Source organism: Nocardioides sp., assembly GCF_035503875.1.
Taxonomy (GTDB): Bacteria; Actinomycetota; Actinomycetes; order Propionibacteriales; family Nocardioidaceae; genus Nocardioides.
Genome location: NZ_DATJTA010000107.1, coordinates 24,082 through 41,235, shown reverse-complemented (window position 1 = coordinate 41,235; position 17,154 = coordinate 24,082). Strand labels below are relative to the sequence as shown.

The 17,154-nt window shown below is 73.2% G+C and carries 19 protein-coding genes; 14 read left to right on the top strand and 5 right to left on the bottom strand.

Going from position 1 to position 17,154, the window contains the following annotated elements:
• The first annotated feature begins 89 nt into the window (after window positions 1-89).
• A complete protein-coding gene (locus tag VMF51_RS25850) occupies window positions 90-1,169 on the top strand; it encodes an amidohydrolase family protein (protein ID WP_325477373.1) in 1,080 nt (359 codons plus the stop codon).
• Here the strand turns inward: VMF51_RS25850 and VMF51_RS25845 are convergent.
• From VMF51_RS25845 to VMF51_RS25830, 4 genes are all read right to left on the bottom strand, one after another.
• Window positions 1,166-1,951 (bottom strand): VanW family protein, encoded by a 786-nt coding sequence (locus VMF51_RS25845; RefSeq protein ID WP_325477372.1) that lies wholly within the window; start codon window positions 1,949-1,951, stop codon window positions 1,166-1,168. The two genes, VMF51_RS25850 and VMF51_RS25845, sit on opposite strands and share 4 nt — an antisense overlap.
• 36 nt (window positions 1,952-1,987) lie before the next feature.
• Window positions 1,988-2,929, bottom strand: coding sequence for a response regulator transcription factor (locus VMF51_RS25840; protein WP_325477371.1), 942 nt, complete (start codon window positions 2,927-2,929; stop codon window positions 1,988-1,990).
• A 94-nt stretch (window positions 2,930-3,023) separates the two neighbouring features.
• Entirely contained in the window at window positions 3,024-5,129 is a 2,106-nt protein-coding gene (locus VMF51_RS25835; RefSeq protein ID WP_325477370.1) for an acyltransferase family protein, read from the bottom strand.
• A 76-nt stretch (window positions 5,130-5,205) separates the two neighbouring features.
• Window positions 5,206-5,781 carry a hypothetical protein gene (locus VMF51_RS25830; protein ID WP_325477369.1) on the bottom strand — a complete coding sequence of 192 codons (576 nt, stop codon included), beginning with the start codon at window positions 5,779-5,781 and terminating at the stop codon, window positions 5,206-5,208.
• Between the two features lie 181 nt (window positions 5,782-5,962).
• On the opposite strand from VMF51_RS25830, the gene rpsP reads away from it, so the two are divergent.
• The 12 genes from rpsP to VMF51_RS25770 all read left to right on the top strand — a co-directional run bounded on the left by rpsP (window position 5,963) and on the right by VMF51_RS25770 (window position 15,163).
• Entirely contained in the window at window positions 5,963-6,481 is a 519-nt protein-coding gene (rpsP, locus tag VMF51_RS25825; RefSeq protein ID WP_325477368.1) for a 30S ribosomal protein S16, read from the top strand.
• Between the two features lie 5 nt (window positions 6,482-6,486).
• Window positions 6,487-6,729 (top strand): RNA-binding protein, encoded by a 243-nt coding sequence (locus VMF51_RS25820; RefSeq protein WP_325477367.1) that lies wholly within the window; start codon window positions 6,487-6,489, stop codon window positions 6,727-6,729.
• 92 nt (window positions 6,730-6,821) lie between these two features.
• A complete protein-coding gene (gene rimM, locus VMF51_RS25815) occupies window positions 6,822-7,367 on the top strand; it encodes a ribosome maturation factor RimM (protein ID WP_325477366.1) in 546 nt (181 codons plus the stop codon).
• On the top strand, window positions 7,364-8,518 hold the full coding sequence (gene trmD / locus VMF51_RS25810) for a tRNA (guanosine(37)-N1)-methyltransferase TrmD (protein WP_325477365.1): 1,155 nt from the start codon (window positions 7,364-7,366) through the stop codon (window positions 8,516-8,518). Before rimM ends, trmD begins: the two co-directional genes overlap by 4 nt.
• A gap of 189 nt (window positions 8,519-8,707) precedes the next feature.
• Window positions 8,708-9,058, top strand: coding sequence for a 50S ribosomal protein L19 (rplS, locus tag VMF51_RS25805; RefSeq protein ID WP_325477364.1), 351 nt, complete (start codon window positions 8,708-8,710; stop codon window positions 9,056-9,058).
• Window positions 9,059-9,087: 29 nt separating this feature from the next.
• Window positions 9,088-9,918 carry a signal peptidase I gene (lepB, locus tag VMF51_RS25800; RefSeq protein WP_325477363.1) on the top strand — a complete coding sequence of 277 codons (831 nt, stop codon included), beginning with the start codon at window positions 9,088-9,090 and terminating at the stop codon, window positions 9,916-9,918.
• Window positions 9,919-9,930: 12 nt separating this feature from the next.
• The gene (locus tag VMF51_RS25795; RefSeq protein WP_325477362.1) at window positions 9,931-10,608 is read left to right on the top strand and encodes a ribonuclease HII; all 678 of its coding nucleotides are present in this window, start codon (window positions 9,931-9,933) and stop codon (window positions 10,606-10,608) included.
• The gene (locus tag VMF51_RS25790) at window positions 10,605-10,913 is read left to right on the top strand and encodes a DUF2469 domain-containing protein (RefSeq protein ID WP_325477361.1); all 309 of its coding nucleotides are present in this window, start codon (window positions 10,605-10,607) and stop codon (window positions 10,911-10,913) included. The genes VMF51_RS25795 and VMF51_RS25790 overlap by 4 nt, the downstream gene beginning before the upstream one ends.
• A gap of 126 nt (window positions 10,914-11,039) precedes the next feature.
• On the top strand, window positions 11,040-11,420 hold the full coding sequence (locus tag VMF51_RS25785; protein WP_325477360.1) for a YraN family protein: 381 nt from the start codon (window positions 11,040-11,042) through the stop codon (window positions 11,418-11,420).
• Window positions 11,420-13,021, top strand: a complete 1,602-nt coding sequence (locus VMF51_RS25780; protein ID WP_325477359.1) for a YifB family Mg chelatase-like AAA ATPase — start codon at window positions 11,420-11,422, stop codon at window positions 13,019-13,021. The genes VMF51_RS25785 and VMF51_RS25780 overlap by 1 nt, the downstream gene beginning before the upstream one ends.
• Entirely contained in the window at window positions 13,018-14,154 is a 1,137-nt protein-coding gene (gene dprA, locus VMF51_RS25775) for a DNA-processing protein DprA (RefSeq protein ID WP_325477358.1), read from the top strand. Before VMF51_RS25780 ends, dprA begins: the two co-directional genes overlap by 4 nt.
• A gap of 109 nt (window positions 14,155-14,263) precedes the next feature.
• The gene (locus VMF51_RS25770) at window positions 14,264-15,163 is read left to right on the top strand and encodes a tyrosine recombinase XerC (RefSeq protein ID WP_325477375.1); all 900 of its coding nucleotides are present in this window, start codon (window positions 14,264-14,266) and stop codon (window positions 15,161-15,163) included.
• 36 nt (window positions 15,164-15,199) lie between these two features.
• Here the strand turns inward: VMF51_RS25770 and VMF51_RS25765 are convergent, their stop codons facing one another.
• Window positions 15,200-15,775 carry a M23 family metallopeptidase gene (locus tag VMF51_RS25765; protein WP_325477357.1) on the bottom strand — a complete coding sequence of 192 codons (576 nt, stop codon included), beginning with the start codon at window positions 15,773-15,775 and terminating at the stop codon, window positions 15,200-15,202.
• A gap of 407 nt (window positions 15,776-16,182) precedes the next feature.
• Here VMF51_RS25765 and rpsB point away from each other — a divergent pair, with 407 nt between their 5' ends.
• The gene (gene rpsB, locus VMF51_RS25760; protein ID WP_325477356.1) at window positions 16,183-17,109 is read left to right on the top strand and encodes a 30S ribosomal protein S2; all 927 of its coding nucleotides are present in this window, start codon (window positions 16,183-16,185) and stop codon (window positions 17,107-17,109) included.
• Window positions 17,110-17,154: the final 45 nt, after the last annotated feature.

Here is a 17,154-nt window from a genome sequence, read left to right as displayed (position 1 = left end):
GTCGGCAGAACTTGCGCACAGCCTGTCAGAAAGTTCTGCCGACTCGACCGGCAACTTCTGCCGACTCGGCGTTGGGTAGCGTCCCGGGTATGAGTGCCCCCGCTCTTCGCATCCACGGTCCGGTCCTGCCCGACGGGGAGGTGCGCGACCTGTACGTCGTCGACGGCCGGGTCACCTACGAGCGGCAGCCCGGGGCCGAGCTGGTGGCGGAGGGGTGGGTCGTACCGGGGCTGGTCGACGCCCACAACCACCTCGGGCTCGACGACGGGGGAGCGGTCGACGACGCCGAGGTGGAGCGGCAGGCACTGGCCGACCGGGACACCGGTGCGCTGCTGCTGCGCGACTGCGGGTCGCCCGCCGACACCCGGTGGGTGCAGCAGCGCGAGGACCTCCCGCGGCTGGTCCGGGCGGGGCGGCACATCGCCCGCACCAAGCGCTACATCCGCAACTTCGGCCACGAGATCGAGCCTGCCGACCTGCCGTCGTACGCCGCCGAGCAGGCCCGCGCCGGTGACGGGTGGATCAAGCTGGTCGGCGACTGGATCTCGCGCGAGGAGGGCGACCTCGCGCCGTCGTTCCCGGCGGAGTCGTTCGCCGCGGCGATCGCGGCCGCGCACGCGGAGGGCGCGCGGGTGACGGCGCACTGCTTCGGACGCGACGTGCTCCCGGGCCTCCTGGAGGCCGGCATCGACTGCATCGAGCACGGCACCGGCCTCGCGGTCGACCAGGTGGAGCAGATGGCCGCCGCCGGCGTCGCGCTGGTGCCGACCGTCATGCAGACCTCGAAGTTCCCGGGGTTCGCCGAGGCGGGCCGGGAGCGCTTCCCGGCGTACTCCGCGACGATGGAGGAGCTCTACGCCCAGCGTCGCGAGGTGCTGATGAGCGCCTGGGAGGCCGGGGTCCAGCTGTACGTCGGCAGCGACGGCGGCGGTCCCACTCGGCACGGCCACCTGGCCGGCGAGATCCTGGCGATGGTCGACCTCGGCCTGCCCGCCGAGTACGTCGTCGCGGCGGCCTCGTGGCGCGCCCGGGAGTGGCTCGGCTTCGACCCCACCCTCGCCGAAGGTGTCGAGGCCGACCTGGTGGTGCTGGACCGGGACCCGCGCGTCGATCCGTCGGTGCTCTACACGCCGAAGCGCGTCGTGCTCCGCGGGCGCGTGGTCGCCTAGACCCCGTACGCCACCCGCGCGCAGTTGCGCCGGACCAGCTCGTCCAGCTGCGCGCCGGTGCGACGGTCGGTGGCGGTTCGCCAGATCTCGTTGCGCCGGTGCAGGACGCCGTCGAGGCTCACGAACTCCTCCCCGCGCGCTTCGACCCGGTAGCCGTGCGCGAGCTCCCGGTCCGCGCGCAGCTCGCCGTGCAGGTACCTCTCGCCGACCCGGACGCCGAGCTGGAAGGTCGTGCCGGTGTCGTTGCGCACCACCAGGTCGACGTAGTTGTAAACGATCGTGCAGCCCACGCCCCACGGCACCACCCGGCCGCTGTCCGGGAACGCGTCGACGCTGTGCTCGGACCGCTCCACCACGGTGAGCGGGGAGTGCAGCACGAGCCAGTGCAGCAGGTTCGCCAGCTGGCAGACGCCGCCGCCCACCCCGGGCACGGGCCGGCCGTCGCTCAGGCGCAGGCCGTCGACGTACCCCCGCCGGCGCGAGCAGCTGCCCACGGTGCGGTTGAACGAGAAGGTCTGCCCGGGGCGCAGCACCAGCCCGTCGACGTACGGCGCCGCGAGCCGCAGGTTGGCGACCTTCCCGTGCTGGAGCGCCGGGTCCGTCCCGGCGAGCTCGCGCAGCAGCAGCGAGTCGTGCCGCGCCACGCGCGTCGAGAGAGGGAGCCCGGGCGACCGGTCCGTCGCCCAGTCACAGTGCGCGCGCCACCAGGTGAGCCGGCGCCGGGTGCGGTGCACCGCCACGGCGACGGGCCGGAGCCACGGGTGGCGCTGCGAGGGGGTCATGCCGGTACGACGCCGCGTCGGCCCGGCTGGTTGTGGCTATTCCGGGCGGACCAGCCGGAACCGCGACCGCGACCGGGCCTCGATCCAGCGAGGCGCGTGGGCCCGCTCGCCGAGGCGGTTGAGCAGGTTCTCCATGAGCGACTCGACCCAGTCGCGGTCCTGGTAGGCCTGGGTGCGCGTGGTCTCCTCGGTCTCGCCGCGCAGCCGCAGCGCGAGGTAGCGCGACGAGCGGGTCCGGGTGCCGGAGTAGAACATCAGCTGCAGCAGGTCGAACTGCCGCGGGTTCAGGTCGACCAGGCGGTCGTCGACGACCACGAGGCCGCGCGCCGGGTTGATGCGCAGGCCGTAGAACTCGATCCAGCTGCCCACGAAGCGCATGCCGAGCTCGAGCATGCCGTCGCGGCCGGCCTCGCCGGTCTCCTCGAGCTCCTCGTCCGGCTCCGGCTCGTGGACGGTGACCGGCCCCGGGATGGCCGCGAGGTGGTCGACGGGCTGGCCGCCCGCGACGACCAGGCGGTGGTACGCCGAGCGCGCGGGGTCCTCGGCCGCCGCGGCCCAGGCGTGGGTCACGGGCTGCGGGGCGAACGTCGTCGTCGGGCGGCGCGCCACCGCGGCGAGACGGGCCTGCAGCTCGCGCGGCCGGATCGGCTTCGGGACGTAGTCGTCGGCGCCCGCGTCGAACCCGGCCAGGATGTCCCGCTCGTCGGAGCGGGTGCTGATGATGACGATGTAGGTGCCGCTGAACTCCCGGATCCGCCGGGTCGTCTCGAACCCGTCCATCCCGGGCATCGACACGTCGATGGTGGTCAGGGCGGGCTGGTGGAGCCGGGCGAGCTCGGTGCCCTCGGTGCCGTTGAGCGCGGTGATCACGGAGAACCCCGCCTGGGAGAGGACCAGGTCGAGCAGCTCGGCGGTGTCCTCGTCGTCTTCGACGATCAGCGCGACGGGCGCGGTGGCCGGCGGGGAGTCGGTGGACATGCGAGGGCATTCGGCGGGTGGGACCCGATCGTGAGTGATTCGGCCGAGGTTGGTGAGACCGCAATGAGAAGCGAGCGGCGTCGTACGGCGGCCCTCAGAGCCGGGCGGCCCCCGGGAGCTGGGCCGCGAGCCGGGGGGCGAGCGACTGGCCGTAGGTCGTCGTCATGTGGTTGGCGTCCTGGAAGACGAGCACGGACCCGATGACGGGAGCACACCGGCGGGTGGGGCAGATGGAGTCGGTGAGGTCGATGAGTCGGACGTCGTCGAGGTCCTGCACCGCGTACTTCTGGGCGGCCCCGACGCCGCGGAGCGCGTGCTTGCGCGGAATCGCGCAGGCGGTGATGTCGTCCGCGTTCTCGGTGAGGCAGGCGCCCATGTCGATGCCCGCGCGCGGGGTGTTCCGGATCACCGCGATGGTGGTGCCGGCCGCGAGGAGCTCCCGGTAGAGCTGCCGCTGGGCGGTCCCGAGGGCCTGGGCGCCGGCCCGCAGGTCGAGGATCTCACCGTCGTCGCCGAGCGCGCGGTAGTCCTCCTGGCTGGTGACCAGCAGGTCCGGCGGGTCGCGCAGCAGCTCCTCGGCCGCGGCCTCCTGCCACTGCGCGCAGGAATCCTGGTACGGCGACTCGATCGGCACCCCCGGAGCCAGCGGGCAGTACTGCTTGGCCATCAGGGTCAGGTGCCAGTCGCTGGCCGAGGCCACGTCGACCATGGCCCGCGCCCACTGGACGGCGTGGGAGTCGCCGGCCAGCACGACACGGGTGTCGGAGTCGGTGGCGGCGTAGTCGCAGGTCTCGACCTCGTCGACGGTGTACGGCGTGATGCAGCCGAACTGGGTGTCGGGCAGCTGCTCGGGCTGCGGGTAGAAGGTCGCGTCGTGGCGTGGTGCGCCGGTGCGGTCGCCCCGCGGCTTCGCGTCCAGCGCGCCGGCGCCGAGGTTCGACACCGACTGCGGACGCCGCTCGCTCATCGTCAGCGCGTTGGCGAGCGAACCGTCGGTCTGCACGACCTCCGGACGCATCAGCCCGGCCACCAGGGCGATCCCGAGCGTCGCGGCGGCGAGGCCGCCCCAGGCACCCAGCGCCGGCCAGTGACCTCGCGACCAGGTGGCCCGCCGGGCCGGCTCCTCGATGAAGCGGTAGGAGAGGTACGCCGGAATGAACGATGCCGCGACGACCAGCAGGCCGGCCCGGACCCCCAGGTCGCGCTCGAGGACCACCGCGGTGAACACGAGCGGCGGCCAGTGCCAGAGGTAGAGGGAGTAGGACCAGTCGCCGATCCGCCGCATCGGCTTCACGCCCAGCAGGAGCACCGGACCCTTCGAACCCGCCGCCGGACCCGAGAGGACGACCAGGGCAGCGCCGAGGACGGGCAGCAGGGCCGCCGATCCCGGGAACGGCGTCGTCTCGTCGTACCGCACCGCCGCCACGATGATCGCCGCCAGCCCCAGCCAGCCGGCGGGTGCCGCGACCCGGCGCGGCAGCCGGGTCCACCGGTCCGCGACCAGCGCCGCGAGTGCGCCGACCGCGAGCTCCCAGACCCGGGTCCAGGTGACGAAGTAGGCCTGGGCGGGATTCGTCGAGGTCTCGTGGACGGAGTAGGCGAACGAGACCGCCAGCACCACCAGCATCGCGGCACCCACGACGCGCCGCCGGGAGATCCCGAGCCGGAGCGCGAGTGCCCCCGCCGCCATGAGCAGCACGGGCCAGACGAAGTAGAACTGCTCCTCGACGCCCAGCGACCAGAAGTGCTGCAGCGCGCTCGGGGGGCCGGTCGTGGCCGCCAGGTAGTCGACGGCCTGGTTCGACATGCGCCAGTTCATGCCGAACGCACTGCTGGCCGCGATGTCGGCGAGCAGGTCCCACCGTCGCAGCGGTGGCAGGAGCCACCACCCGACCAGACCGACCACGGCCAGCGTGCACAGACTGGCCGGCAGCAGTCGCCGAGCGCGTCGCGCGTAGAAGGAGAGGAGCGAGATACCGCGCTCCGAGTCCTGGTCCCGCAGCAGGATGCCGGTCATCAGGAAGCCGGAGACGACGAAGAAGACGTCGACGCCGACGAAGCCGCCGGGCAGTACGCCGACCCCCGCGTGCCAGAGCATGACCAGCAGTACGGCGACCGCGCGCATGCCCTGGATGTCGCCGCGGAAGCCCCGTTTCGCCGAGCGCTCAGGGCTCAGCGTGGAGGGTCGGGCGTCCGGCACCCCGGCATAGTACGCAGCGCGACGGCTCGACCCGAGTCGGCGGGCCGCACGCCGGTGGCGGAGTCGAACCGGACGTTCAGCGGCGAGTCGTGGCCCGCGTCGACCACAGGATGCCGGTGACCAGCAGGACGAGCAGGCCGAGCCCGCCGAGGAGCAGGGGTACGACGATCGTCGCCGCCAGGCCGAGCCCGAAGCTCCCGAGGTGGGGGACCGGTCCGATCTCGACGGTGGCGACAGGGGTGCTCGGCTGCTCGCAGGTCACCTGGAGCTCCCTCACCCCGCCGTCGACGACGGCGACGCCCAGCCAGTCGCCCTCGCCGTCCACCGACCGGCGGAACTCGCCGGTCGGCCTCCGCTGAGGCAGCGTGGTGCCGGTGGCGACGTCGACCACCGTGCAGGTGGGCGTCACGACGGTCTCGTCGGCCCAGAGCATCAGGTCGTCGTCGTGCTCGACCGCCACGAGGTGCGGTGCGCCGTCGACCGGCACCGACGAGTCGGTGGAGAGGAAGCCGCTCAGCGTCCACGCGAACAGCGCGAACCCGCTGACGACGGCGGCCACGAGCAGCCCGCCACCGAGCGCGAACCACCACGCCGACGGACGTACTCTCGTCGGGGTCCGAGGGGGCGTCGGCAGGCTCGGATCGGCGCTCATGGCCGACATCGTGCCCGATTTCGACCGGGCGCCCGGCGTCTGGCAGAATCGTCCGCTGAGTCCTGTGCCTGCGGTCCCTCTCACCCGCGTGCGCAGAGCCCGACGGTCGTCCCGCCCCGGTGTTCCCCACCTGGTGGAGGGGCAGCCACCCACACCATATTCCTGAGGAGACACCACAGACGTGGCCGTCAAGATCCGTTTGAAGCGCCTGGGCAAGGTCCGCGTGCCCCAGTACCGCATCGTCGTCGTCGACTCGCGCAAGAAGCGCGACGGCAAGGTCATCGAGGAGATCGGCAAGTACCACCCCAAGGAGGACCCGTCGTACATCGACGTCGTCTCCGACCGGGCGCAGTACTGGCTGGGCGTCGGCGCGCAGCCGACCGAGGCCGTCGAGGCGATCCTGAAGATCACCGGCGACTGGCAGACCTACAAGGGCCTCCCCGGCACCGAGGGGACCCTGAAGGTCAAGGAGCCGAAGCGCGACAAGCTCGAGATCTTCAACGAGGCGCTCAAGGAGGCCCACGGCTCCGGCGCGACCGAGGCCGTGACCAAGAAGACCGCCGCGAAGAAGGCCGACAAGGCTGAGAAGACCGAGGAGCCGAAGGCCGAGGAGACCCCGGCCGTCGAGGTCGCCGCCGGTCAGTCTCCCGAGGACGCCACCGTCGAGGCCGAGGCGGCCGAGACCAAGGCCGAGGCCTGAGCGACATGCTCGCCGACGCTCTCGAGCACCTCGTCCGGGGTGTCGTCGACAACCCCGACGACGTGTCGGTCCGCGACAAGCAGCTGCGCCGCGGCTCCGTGCTCGAGGTCCGGGTGCACCCCGACGACCTCGGCAAGGTCATCGGCCGCGGCGGCCGTACGGCGTCGGCGTTCCGCACCGTCATCTCCGCCCTCGCCGGCCGGTCCGGCGCGCGGGTCGACTTCGTGGACGTCGACCGGCGTCGCTGAGACAGCGTCACGCACGAACCGCTTGAATGGGTGTCGCCCTCCGGGGCGGCACCCGTTCGGCATTTGACGACCGAAAGCGCAGGAAGGACCCAGTGGAGAGCATCGAGGTCGTGGTCGGCCGGATCGGCAAGGCCCATGGCATCCGCGGCGACGTCACCATCGACGTCCGCACCGACGAGCCCGAGCGGCGCTTCGCGCCCGGGTCGGTCCTGCGGGTCGAGGCGCCCCGGGGCTCGACCAGCACGCTGCGCACCCTGACCGTCGAGCGCGCCCGCTGGCACTCCTCGCGGCTGCTGGTCGTCTTCGAGGAGATCCCCGACCGGACGGCGGCCGAGGCCGCGCGGGGCCTGCTGCTGCACACCGCCGTCCCGGCCGACGAGTCGCCCGAGGACCCGGACGAGTTCTACGACCACCAGCTGGTCGGCCTGGCGGCGTACGACGTCGAGGGTCGCGCGCTCGGCGAGGTGACCGGGCTGGTCCACGGCGCCCAGGACCTGCTGACGATCCGTACGCCCGAGGGCCGCGACGCCTTGGTGCCGTTCGTGAAGGCGCTGGTGCCCGCGGTCGACGTCGCCGCCGGCCACGTCGTGATCGCCGACCGCCCGGGCCTGGTCACGCCGCTGGAGGACGACGCGTGAGGCTCGACTACCTCACGATCTTCCCGGACTACCTCGCGCCGCTGCAGCTCTCGCTCCCGGGCAAGGCGGTGTCCTCCGGTCTGATCGAGGTGCACGTCCACGACCTGCGGACCTGGACCCACGACCGGCACCGCGCCGTCGACGACACGCCGTACGGCGGCGGCGCGGGGATGGTGCTCAAGCCCGAGCCGTGGGGCGAGGCCTTCGACGAGCTGGACGTGGACGGTGCCACCCTCGTCGTCCTGACGCCCTCGGGGGAGCCCTTCACCCAGGCGCTGGCCCGTGAGCTGGCGACCCGGGAGCGGCTAGTCTTCGCGTGCGGGCGCTACGAGGGCATCGACCAGCGGGTGCTCGACCACGCCGCGACCCGGTGCGAGGTACGCGAGGTCTCCATCGGCGACTACGTCCTCAACGGGGGAGAGGTCGCCGCCCTCGCGATCACCGAGGCCGTGGTGCGGCTGCTGCCCGGCTTCATGGGCAACGCCGCGTCACTGGTCGAGGAGTCGCACGAGGATGGGCTGCTGGAGTACCCCGTCTACACCAAGCCCGCGACCTGGCGCGGCCACGAGGTGCCCGAGGTGCTGCTCGGCGGCAACCACGGGGCGATCGCCGCCTGGCGGCACGAGCAGCAGCTCGCGCGCACCGCCGACCGGCGCCCCGACCTCCTGCACGCCAGCCAGGTCCCGGGCGGCGAGGAGATCGTCCCGGCGACCCGCGCCGACGCGCCCGAGCTGCTGGTCCTCCAGCGCGCCTGCTGGGTCCAGGAGGCGCTCGTCAACGACTCCCTCGACATCCCCGCGCTGCACGAGTCGCTCGACGACATGCTGGCCTCCTTCGAGGAGTGGGACTGGTACGTCGTGCGCGCCGCCGGCCGTCTCGTCGGCGCGGTGCGCGGGCGCCTCGAGGGCGAGGCGTGGGACATCGGCCGCGTGATGGTCGCGCCGGACCTGCAGGGGCGCGGGCTGGGCCGGGCGCTGCTGGAGCACGTGCAGCGGGTCGCGCCGCCCGCGGCGACGTCGTACGTCCTGTTCACCGGGGTGGGCAGCGCCGCGAACCTGCGGATGTACAAGAAGGCCGGCTTCCGGCTGCGCCCGGACCTGGCGCCGCCGCCCGGCGCGGTGGTGCTGACGAAGCGGATTTCCGGCCGCTGAGACCCCTGTGGCAGACTCATCCCTTGGTCCAGCCGGGCCGAAGGATCGCTCCGAGGACCGCACGGGGGATCTGCGTCGGGCCCCTGCCACAGGGGGAGCCCAGCGCCGCCGGCCACCTCGCCTGGACGACACCTGAACACGCACCACATCCGAGACCGCGGCTGACCTGTGGCACCCGCGAGGAGAATCATGAGCAACGTCATCACCGAGCTCGGCGCGGCCGCCAAGCGCGACGACGTCCCCGCCTTCCGCGCGGGCGACACCATCAAGGTCCACGTGAAGGTCGTCGAGGGCAACCGCTCCCGTGTCCAGATCTTCCAGGGCGTCGTGATCCGCGTGCAGGGCTCCGGCGTGGGCCGCACCTTCACCGTCCGCAAGGTCTCCTTCGGCGTCGGTGTCGAGCGGACCTTCCCGCTGCACTCCCCGATCTTCGAGCAGATCGAGATCGTCACCCGCGGTGACGTCCGCCGCGCGAAGCTCTACTACCTGCGCAACCTGCGCGGCAAGGCCGCCAAGATCAAGGAGCGTCGCGAGTCCTGAGATCCCCGGCTGCCGCCTAGGATCTCCGCGTGACCACCGAGGACCGCGGGACCCCTTCCGTCGATGACGGGGACGGGGACCCGCGGTCCTCGTCCATTTCCCCGGATCCCGCACCGGAGCCCGCTCCGCAGGACGACGCCCCGCAGCATGCCGCCCGGACCCGGCGGAAGCTCTCCGGCTGGCAGGAGACGGTGGTGCTCCTCGTCGCCGCCGTGCTGCTGGCCGTCGTGGTCAAGGCGCTGTTCCTGCAGTCCTTCTACATCCCCTCGGAGTCGATGGAGCCGGGGCTGGTCAAGAACGACCGGATCCTGGTGCAGAAGCCGTCGTACTGGTTCGGCGGCCAGCCGCAGCGGGGCGACGTGATCGTCTTCGAGGACCCGGGCAACTGGCTGCTCGGCGAGACGGCCGGCCCGACCGGCCCGGTCGCGAAGGGGCTGGCCGCGATCGGGCTCTACCCGTCCGGCGGGCACCTCGTGAAGCGGGTCATCGGGGTCGGGGGCGACGTCATCGAGTGCTGCGACGAGCAGGGCCGCCTGAAGGTCAACGGGGTGTCGGTCGACGAGTCCGAGTACGCCGTCCTCGACGGGGCGCCGTGCTACGGCCCGCGGCAGGACAACTGCGGCGAGGACTGGAAGGTCGGCCCGATCCCGGAGGGCAAGCTGTTCGTCATGGGTGACAACCGCTCCCACTCCGGCGACTCCTCGGTGCGGCTGTGCCGCTCCGACGACCCCGACTGCGACGCGCCGTACGTCGACGTCGACAGCGTGGTCGGCCGCCTGTTCGCACGGGTCTGGCCCGCTGACCGCCTGGATCTCACCGACGGTGTCGATGCCTTCGACGACGTACCCGACGCCTCCTGAGAAGGTGGTCGGGTGAGTGTCCTGCCCCGGGGAGCGACGGTCCGGCGTGACGCCGGGCTGTACGGCTACGAGCGCGCGCTGCGCCGGCACGGCATCGCCCCGATCGCGGGCGTCGACGAGGCCGGCCGCGGTGCCTGCGCGGGACCGCTGGTCGCGGGGGCGGCGATCCTGCCCGAGGGACGCGCCGGGATCGTCCCCGGGCTCGCCGACTCCAAGCTGCTGACTGAGAAGGCGCGCGAGCGCTGCTACGAGCAGGTCGTGCGGCGTGCCGTCGCCTGGTCGGTCGTGGTGGTCAGCCAGGAGGAGTGCGACCGCCTCGGCATGCACGTCGCGAACGTCGAGGCGCTGCGACGGGCGGTGGCGCTGCTGGACCTGCCGCCGGCGTACGTCCTGACCGACGGGTTCCCCGTCGACGGGCTGGGCGTGCCGGGGCTGGCGGTCTGGAAGGGCGACCGGGTCGCGGCCTGCATCAGCGCCGCGTCGGTGCTCGCCAAGGTCACCCGCGACCGGATCATGACCGAGCTGGACCGCGACTGGCCGGCGTACGACTTCAAGACCCACAAGGGCTACATCACCGAGACCCACACCGCGGCGCTGCGCGAGCACGGACCCTCGCCGGTGCACCGGATGCGCTTCGTGAACGTACGGCGGGCTGCGGGCCTGGAGCCTGAACTAGAGTCCTCCGGGTGAGCGCCGAGGACCTCGAGAAGTACGAGACCGAGATGGAGCTGACGCTCTATCGCGAGTACCGCGACGTCGTCGGCATCTTCAAGTACGTCGTGGAGACGGACCGGCGCTTCTACCTGTGCAACCAGGTCGACGTGAAGGCGCGCACGGAGGCCGGCGAGGTCTTCTTCGAGGTCTCGATGAGCGACGCCTGGGTGTGGGACATGTACCGCCCGGCGCGGTTCGCCAAGAACGTCAAGGTGCTGACCTTCAAGGACGTCAACGTCGAGGAGCTCAACCCCTCCGAGATCGACCCGCCGAAGCCGTAGGCCCGGCTTCTCCCGGGCCACGAGTCGTCCACACCGGGGCGGGGAACGGGGTCGTCCCCAGGTCCTCCTGGGCGACGGGCTCCCGCGTCCCCGCTCGCGGCGAGGCTGTCCGCAGGAGGTCAGCCGATGACGGGAAGCAGCACACCAGCACGCACCACGACGCAGGCGCTCGGGGCGTACGGCGAGTCGCTCGCCGCACGCCACCTGACGGCCCAGGGGATGATCCTGCTGGACCGGAACTGGCGCTGCGAGGCGGGCGAGCTCGATCTCGTGCTGCGCGAGGAGGACGTCCTGGTCGTGTGCGAGGTCAAGACCCGCAGCAGCGACCGGTGCGGTACCCCGCATGAGGCCGTGACCGAGCTGAAGCTCGCCCGGCTGCGCCGTCTGGCCGTCCGATGGCGGGAGGCGCACGGAGTCGGACCGGTGGAGATCCGCATCGACCTGGTCGCCGTCATCCGGCCACGTCGCGGACCCTCGCAGCTCGACCACGTGCGGGGGATCGGCTGATGCCCTTCGCGACGGCGCGGACCGTCTCGCTCCAGGGAGCTCTCGGGCACGTGATCGACGTCCAGACCGACGTCTCACCCGGCCAGGTCGGCACCACCTTGGTGGGGCGCCCGGACGCCTCGATCCAGGAGGCGCGAGATCGGTGCCGGATGGCGATCATCAACTCGTCGCTCACCTGGCCCGCCACCAAGCGGATCACCATCCTGCTCTCGCCGGCCGACCTGCCCAAGCGCGGCACGCACTTCGACCTGGCCATCGCCTGCTCCGTGCTGGCGGCCGACGGTCGGCTGCCCGGCGCGGCGCTGGACGGCGCGGCGCTGATCGGCGAGCTCACCCTCGACGGTGGTCTCCGGTCGGTGCCGGGGGTGCTGCCGATGGTGCTGGCCGCGGCCGACCGCGGGATCCGCCGCGTCTTCGTGCCCGAGCCGCAGGCCGCTGAGGCCGCGATGGTCCCCGGCATGAGCGTGCTCGGGATGCGCTCGCTCGCCCAGGTCGTCGCCGAGCTCCGCGGCGAGGAGGTGCCGGAGGCCGACCCGGTGGCGGCCGCGTCGGGCAGCCGGCTGCTGTCGTGGCGGGGCGAGGAGCGGATGGAGGAGGTCGACCTGGCCGACCTGATGGGCCTGGCCGACGCCCGCTTCGCGATCGAGGTCGCGGCGGCGGGCGGCCACCACCTGATGCTGTCGGGCCCCAAGGGGGCGGGCAAGACCACCATCGCGGAGCGGATCCCGACCCTGCTGCCCGACCTCACCGCCGAGGAGGCGCTGGAGCTGACGGCGCTGCACTCCCTGGCCGGCGTGCTCGACCCGGGCGCCGGGATGATCCGTCGCCCGCCGTTCTCCGCTCCCCACCACGACGCGAGCAAGGCCAGCCTGATCGGCGGCGGCTCGGGGCAGGTCCGACCCGGCGCGGTGAGCCTGGCCCACGCCGGCGTGCTCTTCCTCGACGAGTTCCCCCTGTTCCGCAGCGACGTCATCGAGGCCATGCGCCAGCCGCTGGAGAGCGGCGACGTGGTGATCGCTCGCACCGACGAGCAGGTCCGGCTCCCGGCCCGCGGCATGGTGGTGCTCGCCTGCAATCCGTGCCCCTGCGGAGACTTCAGTCCCGCCGCCGCCAACAACCGGTGCACCTGCAAGGAGGTCGCGCGCCGCGACTACCGCAACAAGATCACCGGCCCGGTCGCGGACCGGGTCGACATCCTGCGCCACGTCGAGCCGCTCCAGCCGTTCGAGCGCAACGACCGGTTCGCGCGACCCGAGGACTCGGCGTCCGTCCGGCTCCGGGTCACCCAGGCCCGGCGCCGTCAGGCCGAGCGGTACGCCGAGGTCGGCTGGCGGCTCAACGCCCACGTCCCCGGCGCGGCCCTGCGCGACAGTTGGTCGCTCGACGAGGCGGGGCGCGACCGGCTCGACGGCGACATCTACGACGCCAAGATCACCTCGCGCGGGGCCGTCCGCGTGCACCGGCTGGCGTGGACGGTGCTCGACCTCCAGTGCCCACGCGACCCCGGGCGCCGGCCGGGCGTCTCCGAGGTCGAGACGGCGCTGGCCCTGAGGCGCGGTGACCCGCTGCCGCTGGCCGCGCTCCGCCGGCGGGCGTCGTGAGCGTCCCGGAGGCGGAGCGCCTCGCTCGGGTCGGCCTGTCGCTGCTGACCGAGCCGGGCGACGCCCGGGTGGCGGCCGTGGTCGCCGACGTGGGCGCGCAGGTGCTCTACGACAACGTGCTGGCCCAGCGGGACGACTCCGAGGTGCGCCGGGACGCGCGCAGCCGGCTCGAGGGCTGCGACCCCGTCCGGCAGCTGGAGCAGGCGACGCGGGCCGGCCTGCGGTTCGTCGTCCCCGGTGACACGGAGTGGCCCACGCAGCTGGACGACCTCGCCCTCGCGCCCCCGCTCCAGCAGCGCGGCGGCGCGCCGCTGGGGCTGTGGGTCCGCGGACCGCTGCGGCTCGACGGGCTCGGGTCCTCCGTGGCGGTCGTCGGCTCGCGCTCCGCGACGACGTACGGCGCGGACGTCGCCGCCCAGGTCGCCGCGGTGGTCGCGCGGTCCGGAGCGCCGGTCGTCTCGGGCGCCGCCTTCGGCATCGACCAGGCGGCCCATCGCGGTGCGCTCGGGGGTGGTGGGACGACGATCGCCGTCCTGGCCTGCGGGGCCGACCGGGTCTATCCGCAGGCGCATCGCGAGCTGATCGAGCATCTCGCGCGGGAGGGTGCGGTCGTCTCGGAGTCGCCGCCGGGAGGCGCACCGACCCGGGTCCGCTTCCTCAGCCGGAACCGGATCATCGCCGCCCTCACGTCCGGCACCGTGGTCGTGGAGGCCGCGGTCCGCAGCGGTGCCCTCAACACCGCCAACTGGGCCACCCGGCTCAACCGACACCTGATGGGGGTCCCGGGGCCGATCACGAGTGCCCCCTCGCAGGGCGTGCACCAGCTGCTGAGGTCGGGCGCGGCCACGCTGGTGACGTCGGGGCAGGAGGTCCTGGAGATGGTGGCGCCGGCCGGGCAGCACGTCCTGGAGGAGCCACGCGGGCGCGAGCGTTCCCGGGACCGGCTCTCGATGAGCGATCAGCAGGTGCTCGACGCGGTGCCCGTCAGCCGAGCGGTCGGCGCCGACTCCGTCGCGCGGACGGCGGGGATGGCGCTGCTCAAGGTCGGGCCGGCCCTCGACCGGCTCCGGGCCGGTGGGTACGTCGAGCGAGAGGAGGACGGGTGGCGTCTGGCCGCCCTGGCGCAGGAGTAGCGCGCCCGGCGTGTCGGGTCCCGCGTCGGTGGGGCGTTCCTAGACTCGGGGGGTGACCGCCGAGACCGCACCCAGCTCGGAGGAGCCCGAGGTGGGGCTGCCCGAGCCGATGGTGCGGGTGCTGGGGGAGTACGAGCGGCACCTGGTCTCCGAGCGGGACCTCGCCCCGCACACCGTGCGCGCCTACCTGGGGGACCTGGCCGGTCTGCTGGAGCACGCCCACCGGATGGGCCTCGACGAGGTCGCGGAGCTCGACCTGCGCACCCTGCGCAGCTGGCTGGCCAAGCAGCAGACGCTGGGTCGTTCGCGCACGACCCTGGCCCGTCGGGCGACGGCCGCCCGGGTGTTCACCGCCTGGCTGGCCCGCACCGGCCGGATCCCGACGGATCCCGGCGCCAGTCTCGGCTCACCCAAGGCGCACGCGACGCTGCCGTCGGTGCTGTGCGCCGACCAGGCCGAGGACCTGATCGCCGCCGCGACGGCCCTCGCGGATGACGGCAGCCCGGTCGGGCTGCGCGACGTCGCCATGCTGGAGTTGCTCTACGCGACCGGCATCCGGGTCGGCGAGCTCGTCGGCCTCGACGTCGACGACCTCGACGCGGACCGGTCCGTCGTCCGGGTCTTCGGCAAGGGCCGCAAGGAGCGGACCGTGCCCTACGGCCGGCCGGCCGCCCGTGCCCTGCAGTTCTGGTTGCGGCAGGGCCGCCCGCTGCTGGCGCGGGACGGCTCGGGCGCCGCGCTGTTCCTGGGCGCGCGCGGCGGACGGATCGACCAGCGCGCGGTCCGCACACTGGTCCACCGACGGATCGCCGACGTCCCGGGTGCCCCCGACATCGGCCCGCACGGCCTGCGCCACTCCGCCGCCACCCACCTCCTGGAGGGCGGGGCCGACCTGCGATCGGTCCAGGAGCTGCTGGGCCACGCCTCCCTCGCCACCACGCAGCGCTACACCCACGTCACCACCGACCGCCTCCGCCGCGCCTACCAGCAGGCCCACCCCCGGGCATGACGCCAGTCGGCACCGCGGGTGCCGACTGGGGCGGGGTCACCAGGCAAGCCGGAGGGTGACCAGCGGCCTCCACCCGTCGTACGCCGACCGCTGCGGCAGCGGCGCAGCGTCGACCGGGCGGTCGCGCCACAGCGGCAGCAACCGGACCGGCCCGGCGCCGACGAGGCGCAGCGGGTCGAGGTAGGTGTCCGCGCCCTCGATCCAGCCCCAGTGCAGGCAGGTGCGCGGCGTGCAGTGGGAGGCGCCACTCTGGAGGCGGCCGATCGGCCCACCGGCCACGACCTCGTCGCCGACCGCCACGGTGGCCGCGACCGGCTCGTAGGTCGTCCGGGTCGAGCCGTGGTCGACCACGAGCACGCCGCGACCGGCGAGCGAGCCCGCGAAGGAGACGCGGCCCGGGAGGGCTGCCAGCACGGTCTGCCCGGGCCGGCCGAGCAGGTCGACGCCGCGGTGTCCCGACCCCCACGGGTCGGCGGGCGGGTCGAAGCGCACGACGACCTCGGGCTCGGGTGTCAGTGGCCAGTGCCCGACGGGGTCGGCATCGGCCGCGTCGGCGGGGGACACGGAGAGCACGGAGAGCAGGAGCAGGAGGACGGCGAGGGTTCGGGCCATGCACCGAGCATGGGGCGGTGGCGCACGCCGACGGGTGGAGCGTCGACCACCGGTGGAGAGCCCCGCCGGCAGGTCGGCTGTGGACGTCGAACGGCCCGGACGGTGGTCGCTGTCGCGATTGGCGGTCCGGGGACGCGGTCCCGTAGTCTGGCGGACGCGTTCCGGATGTCTGCATCCGGGACGACTACGCACGTCGGCTGACCGCGACGGTCCCGCTCCTGGGACCGATCACCCGCGGGCGATGGCCCTCGGTCCCGCAGCGATGCGGGTCGGGTCACGCGCAGGCGTCAGGGCGACCGGCACCCGTCGGTCGCGGTGAACTGAAAACACAACCGGTCCGGACTCCCGGCCCGCCCTGCTTCAAGGGTGGGCACACGGGCGCCGGCCACCAGGAGAAGAGAACCCACATGGCAGTCGTGACCATGCGCCAGCTCCTCGAGAGCGGCGTCCACTTCGGGCACCAGACCCGTCGCTGGAACCCCAAGATGAAGCGCTTCATCATGACCGAGCGCAACGGCATCTACATCATCGACCTGCAGCAGTCGCTGGCCTACATCGACCGGTCGTACGCCTTCATCAAGGAGACCGTCGCCAAGGGCGGGACGATCATGTTCGTCGGCACCAAGAAGCAGGCGCAGGAGGCGATCGCCGAGCAGGCGACCCGCGTGGGCATGCCCTACGTCAACCAGCGCTGGCTCGGCGGCATGCTGACCAACTTCCAGACCGTGCACCAGCGGATCAACCGTCTGAAGGAGCTCGACGAGCTCGACTTCGACAACGTCGCCGCGTCCGGCCGCACCAAGAAGGAGCTCCTCCAGATGCGTCGCGAGCGCGACAAGCTGGAGAAGACCCTCGGCGGTATCCGCGAGATGGGCCGCACCCCGTCCGCCGTGTGGATCGTCGACACCAAGAAGGAGCACCTCGCCGTCGAGGAGGCGCGCAAGCTCCGGATCCCGATCATCGGCATCCTGGACACCAACTGCGACCCCGACGAGGTCGACTTCCCGATCCCGGGCAACGACGACGCCATCCGCGCCGTCGGGCTGCTGACCCGCGTCGTCGCCGACGCCGTCGCCGAGGGCCTGATCGCCCGCTCCGGCGCCAAGTCGGGCGAGGGCGAGAAGGCCCCGGGCGCCGAGGAGCCGCTGGCCGAGTGGGAGCGCGAGCTCCTGACCGGTGACGCCGAGCAGGCCGCCGAGGCCGCCACCAGCGCCCCCGCCGGCGAGGCCGCGGCCTCCGAGGCCACCGGCGCGTCGACCGAGGCTCCCGCCGCCGAGGCGCCCGCTGCCGAGGCCACCACCGAGGCGCCCGCCGCCGACGAGGCCAAGGCCTGACGCACTCTCCGATCGCGGCGCGGCCCACGTACGACGTACGGGGGC

Bases quoted from the DNA above. Each gene is read 5' to 3' on its own strand.
- VMF51_RS25820 (WP_325477367.1), top strand. From the start codon at position 6,487: ATGCTCGCCGACGCTCTCGAGCACCTCGTCCGGGGTGTCGTCGACAAC.
- VMF51_RS25780 (WP_325477359.1), top strand. From the start codon at position 11,420: ATGCCCTTCGCGACGGCGCGGACCGTCTCGCTCCAGGGAGCTCTCGGG.
- VMF51_RS25765 (WP_325477357.1), bottom strand. From the start codon at position 15,775: ATGGCCCGAACCCTCGCCGTCCTCCTGCTCCTGCTCTCCGTGCTCTCC.
- VMF51_RS25850 (WP_325477373.1), top strand. From the start codon at position 90: ATGAGTGCCCCCGCTCTTCGCATCCACGGTCCGGTCCTGCCCGACGGG.
- rplS (WP_325477364.1), top strand. From the start codon at position 8,708: ATGAGCAACGTCATCACCGAGCTCGGCGCGGCCGCCAAGCGCGACGAC.
- VMF51_RS25770 (WP_325477375.1), top strand. From the start codon at position 14,264: ATGGTGCGGGTGCTGGGGGAGTACGAGCGGCACCTGGTCTCCGAGCGG.
- VMF51_RS25785 (WP_325477360.1), top strand. From the start codon at position 11,040: ATGACGGGAAGCAGCACACCAGCACGCACCACGACGCAGGCGCTCGGG.
- VMF51_RS25840 (WP_325477371.1), bottom strand. From the start codon at position 2,929: ATGTCCACCGACTCCCCGCCGGCCACCGCGCCCGTCGCGCTGATCGTC.
- VMF51_RS25830 (WP_325477369.1), bottom strand. From the start codon at position 5,781: ATGAGCGCCGATCCGAGCCTGCCGACGCCCCCTCGGACCCCGACGAGA.
- rpsB (WP_325477356.1), top strand. From the start codon at position 16,183: ATGGCAGTCGTGACCATGCGCCAGCTCCTCGAGAGCGGCGTCCACTTC.
- VMF51_RS25845 (WP_325477372.1), bottom strand. From the start codon at position 1,951: ATGACCCCCTCGCAGCGCCACCCGTGGCTCCGGCCCGTCGCCGTGGCG.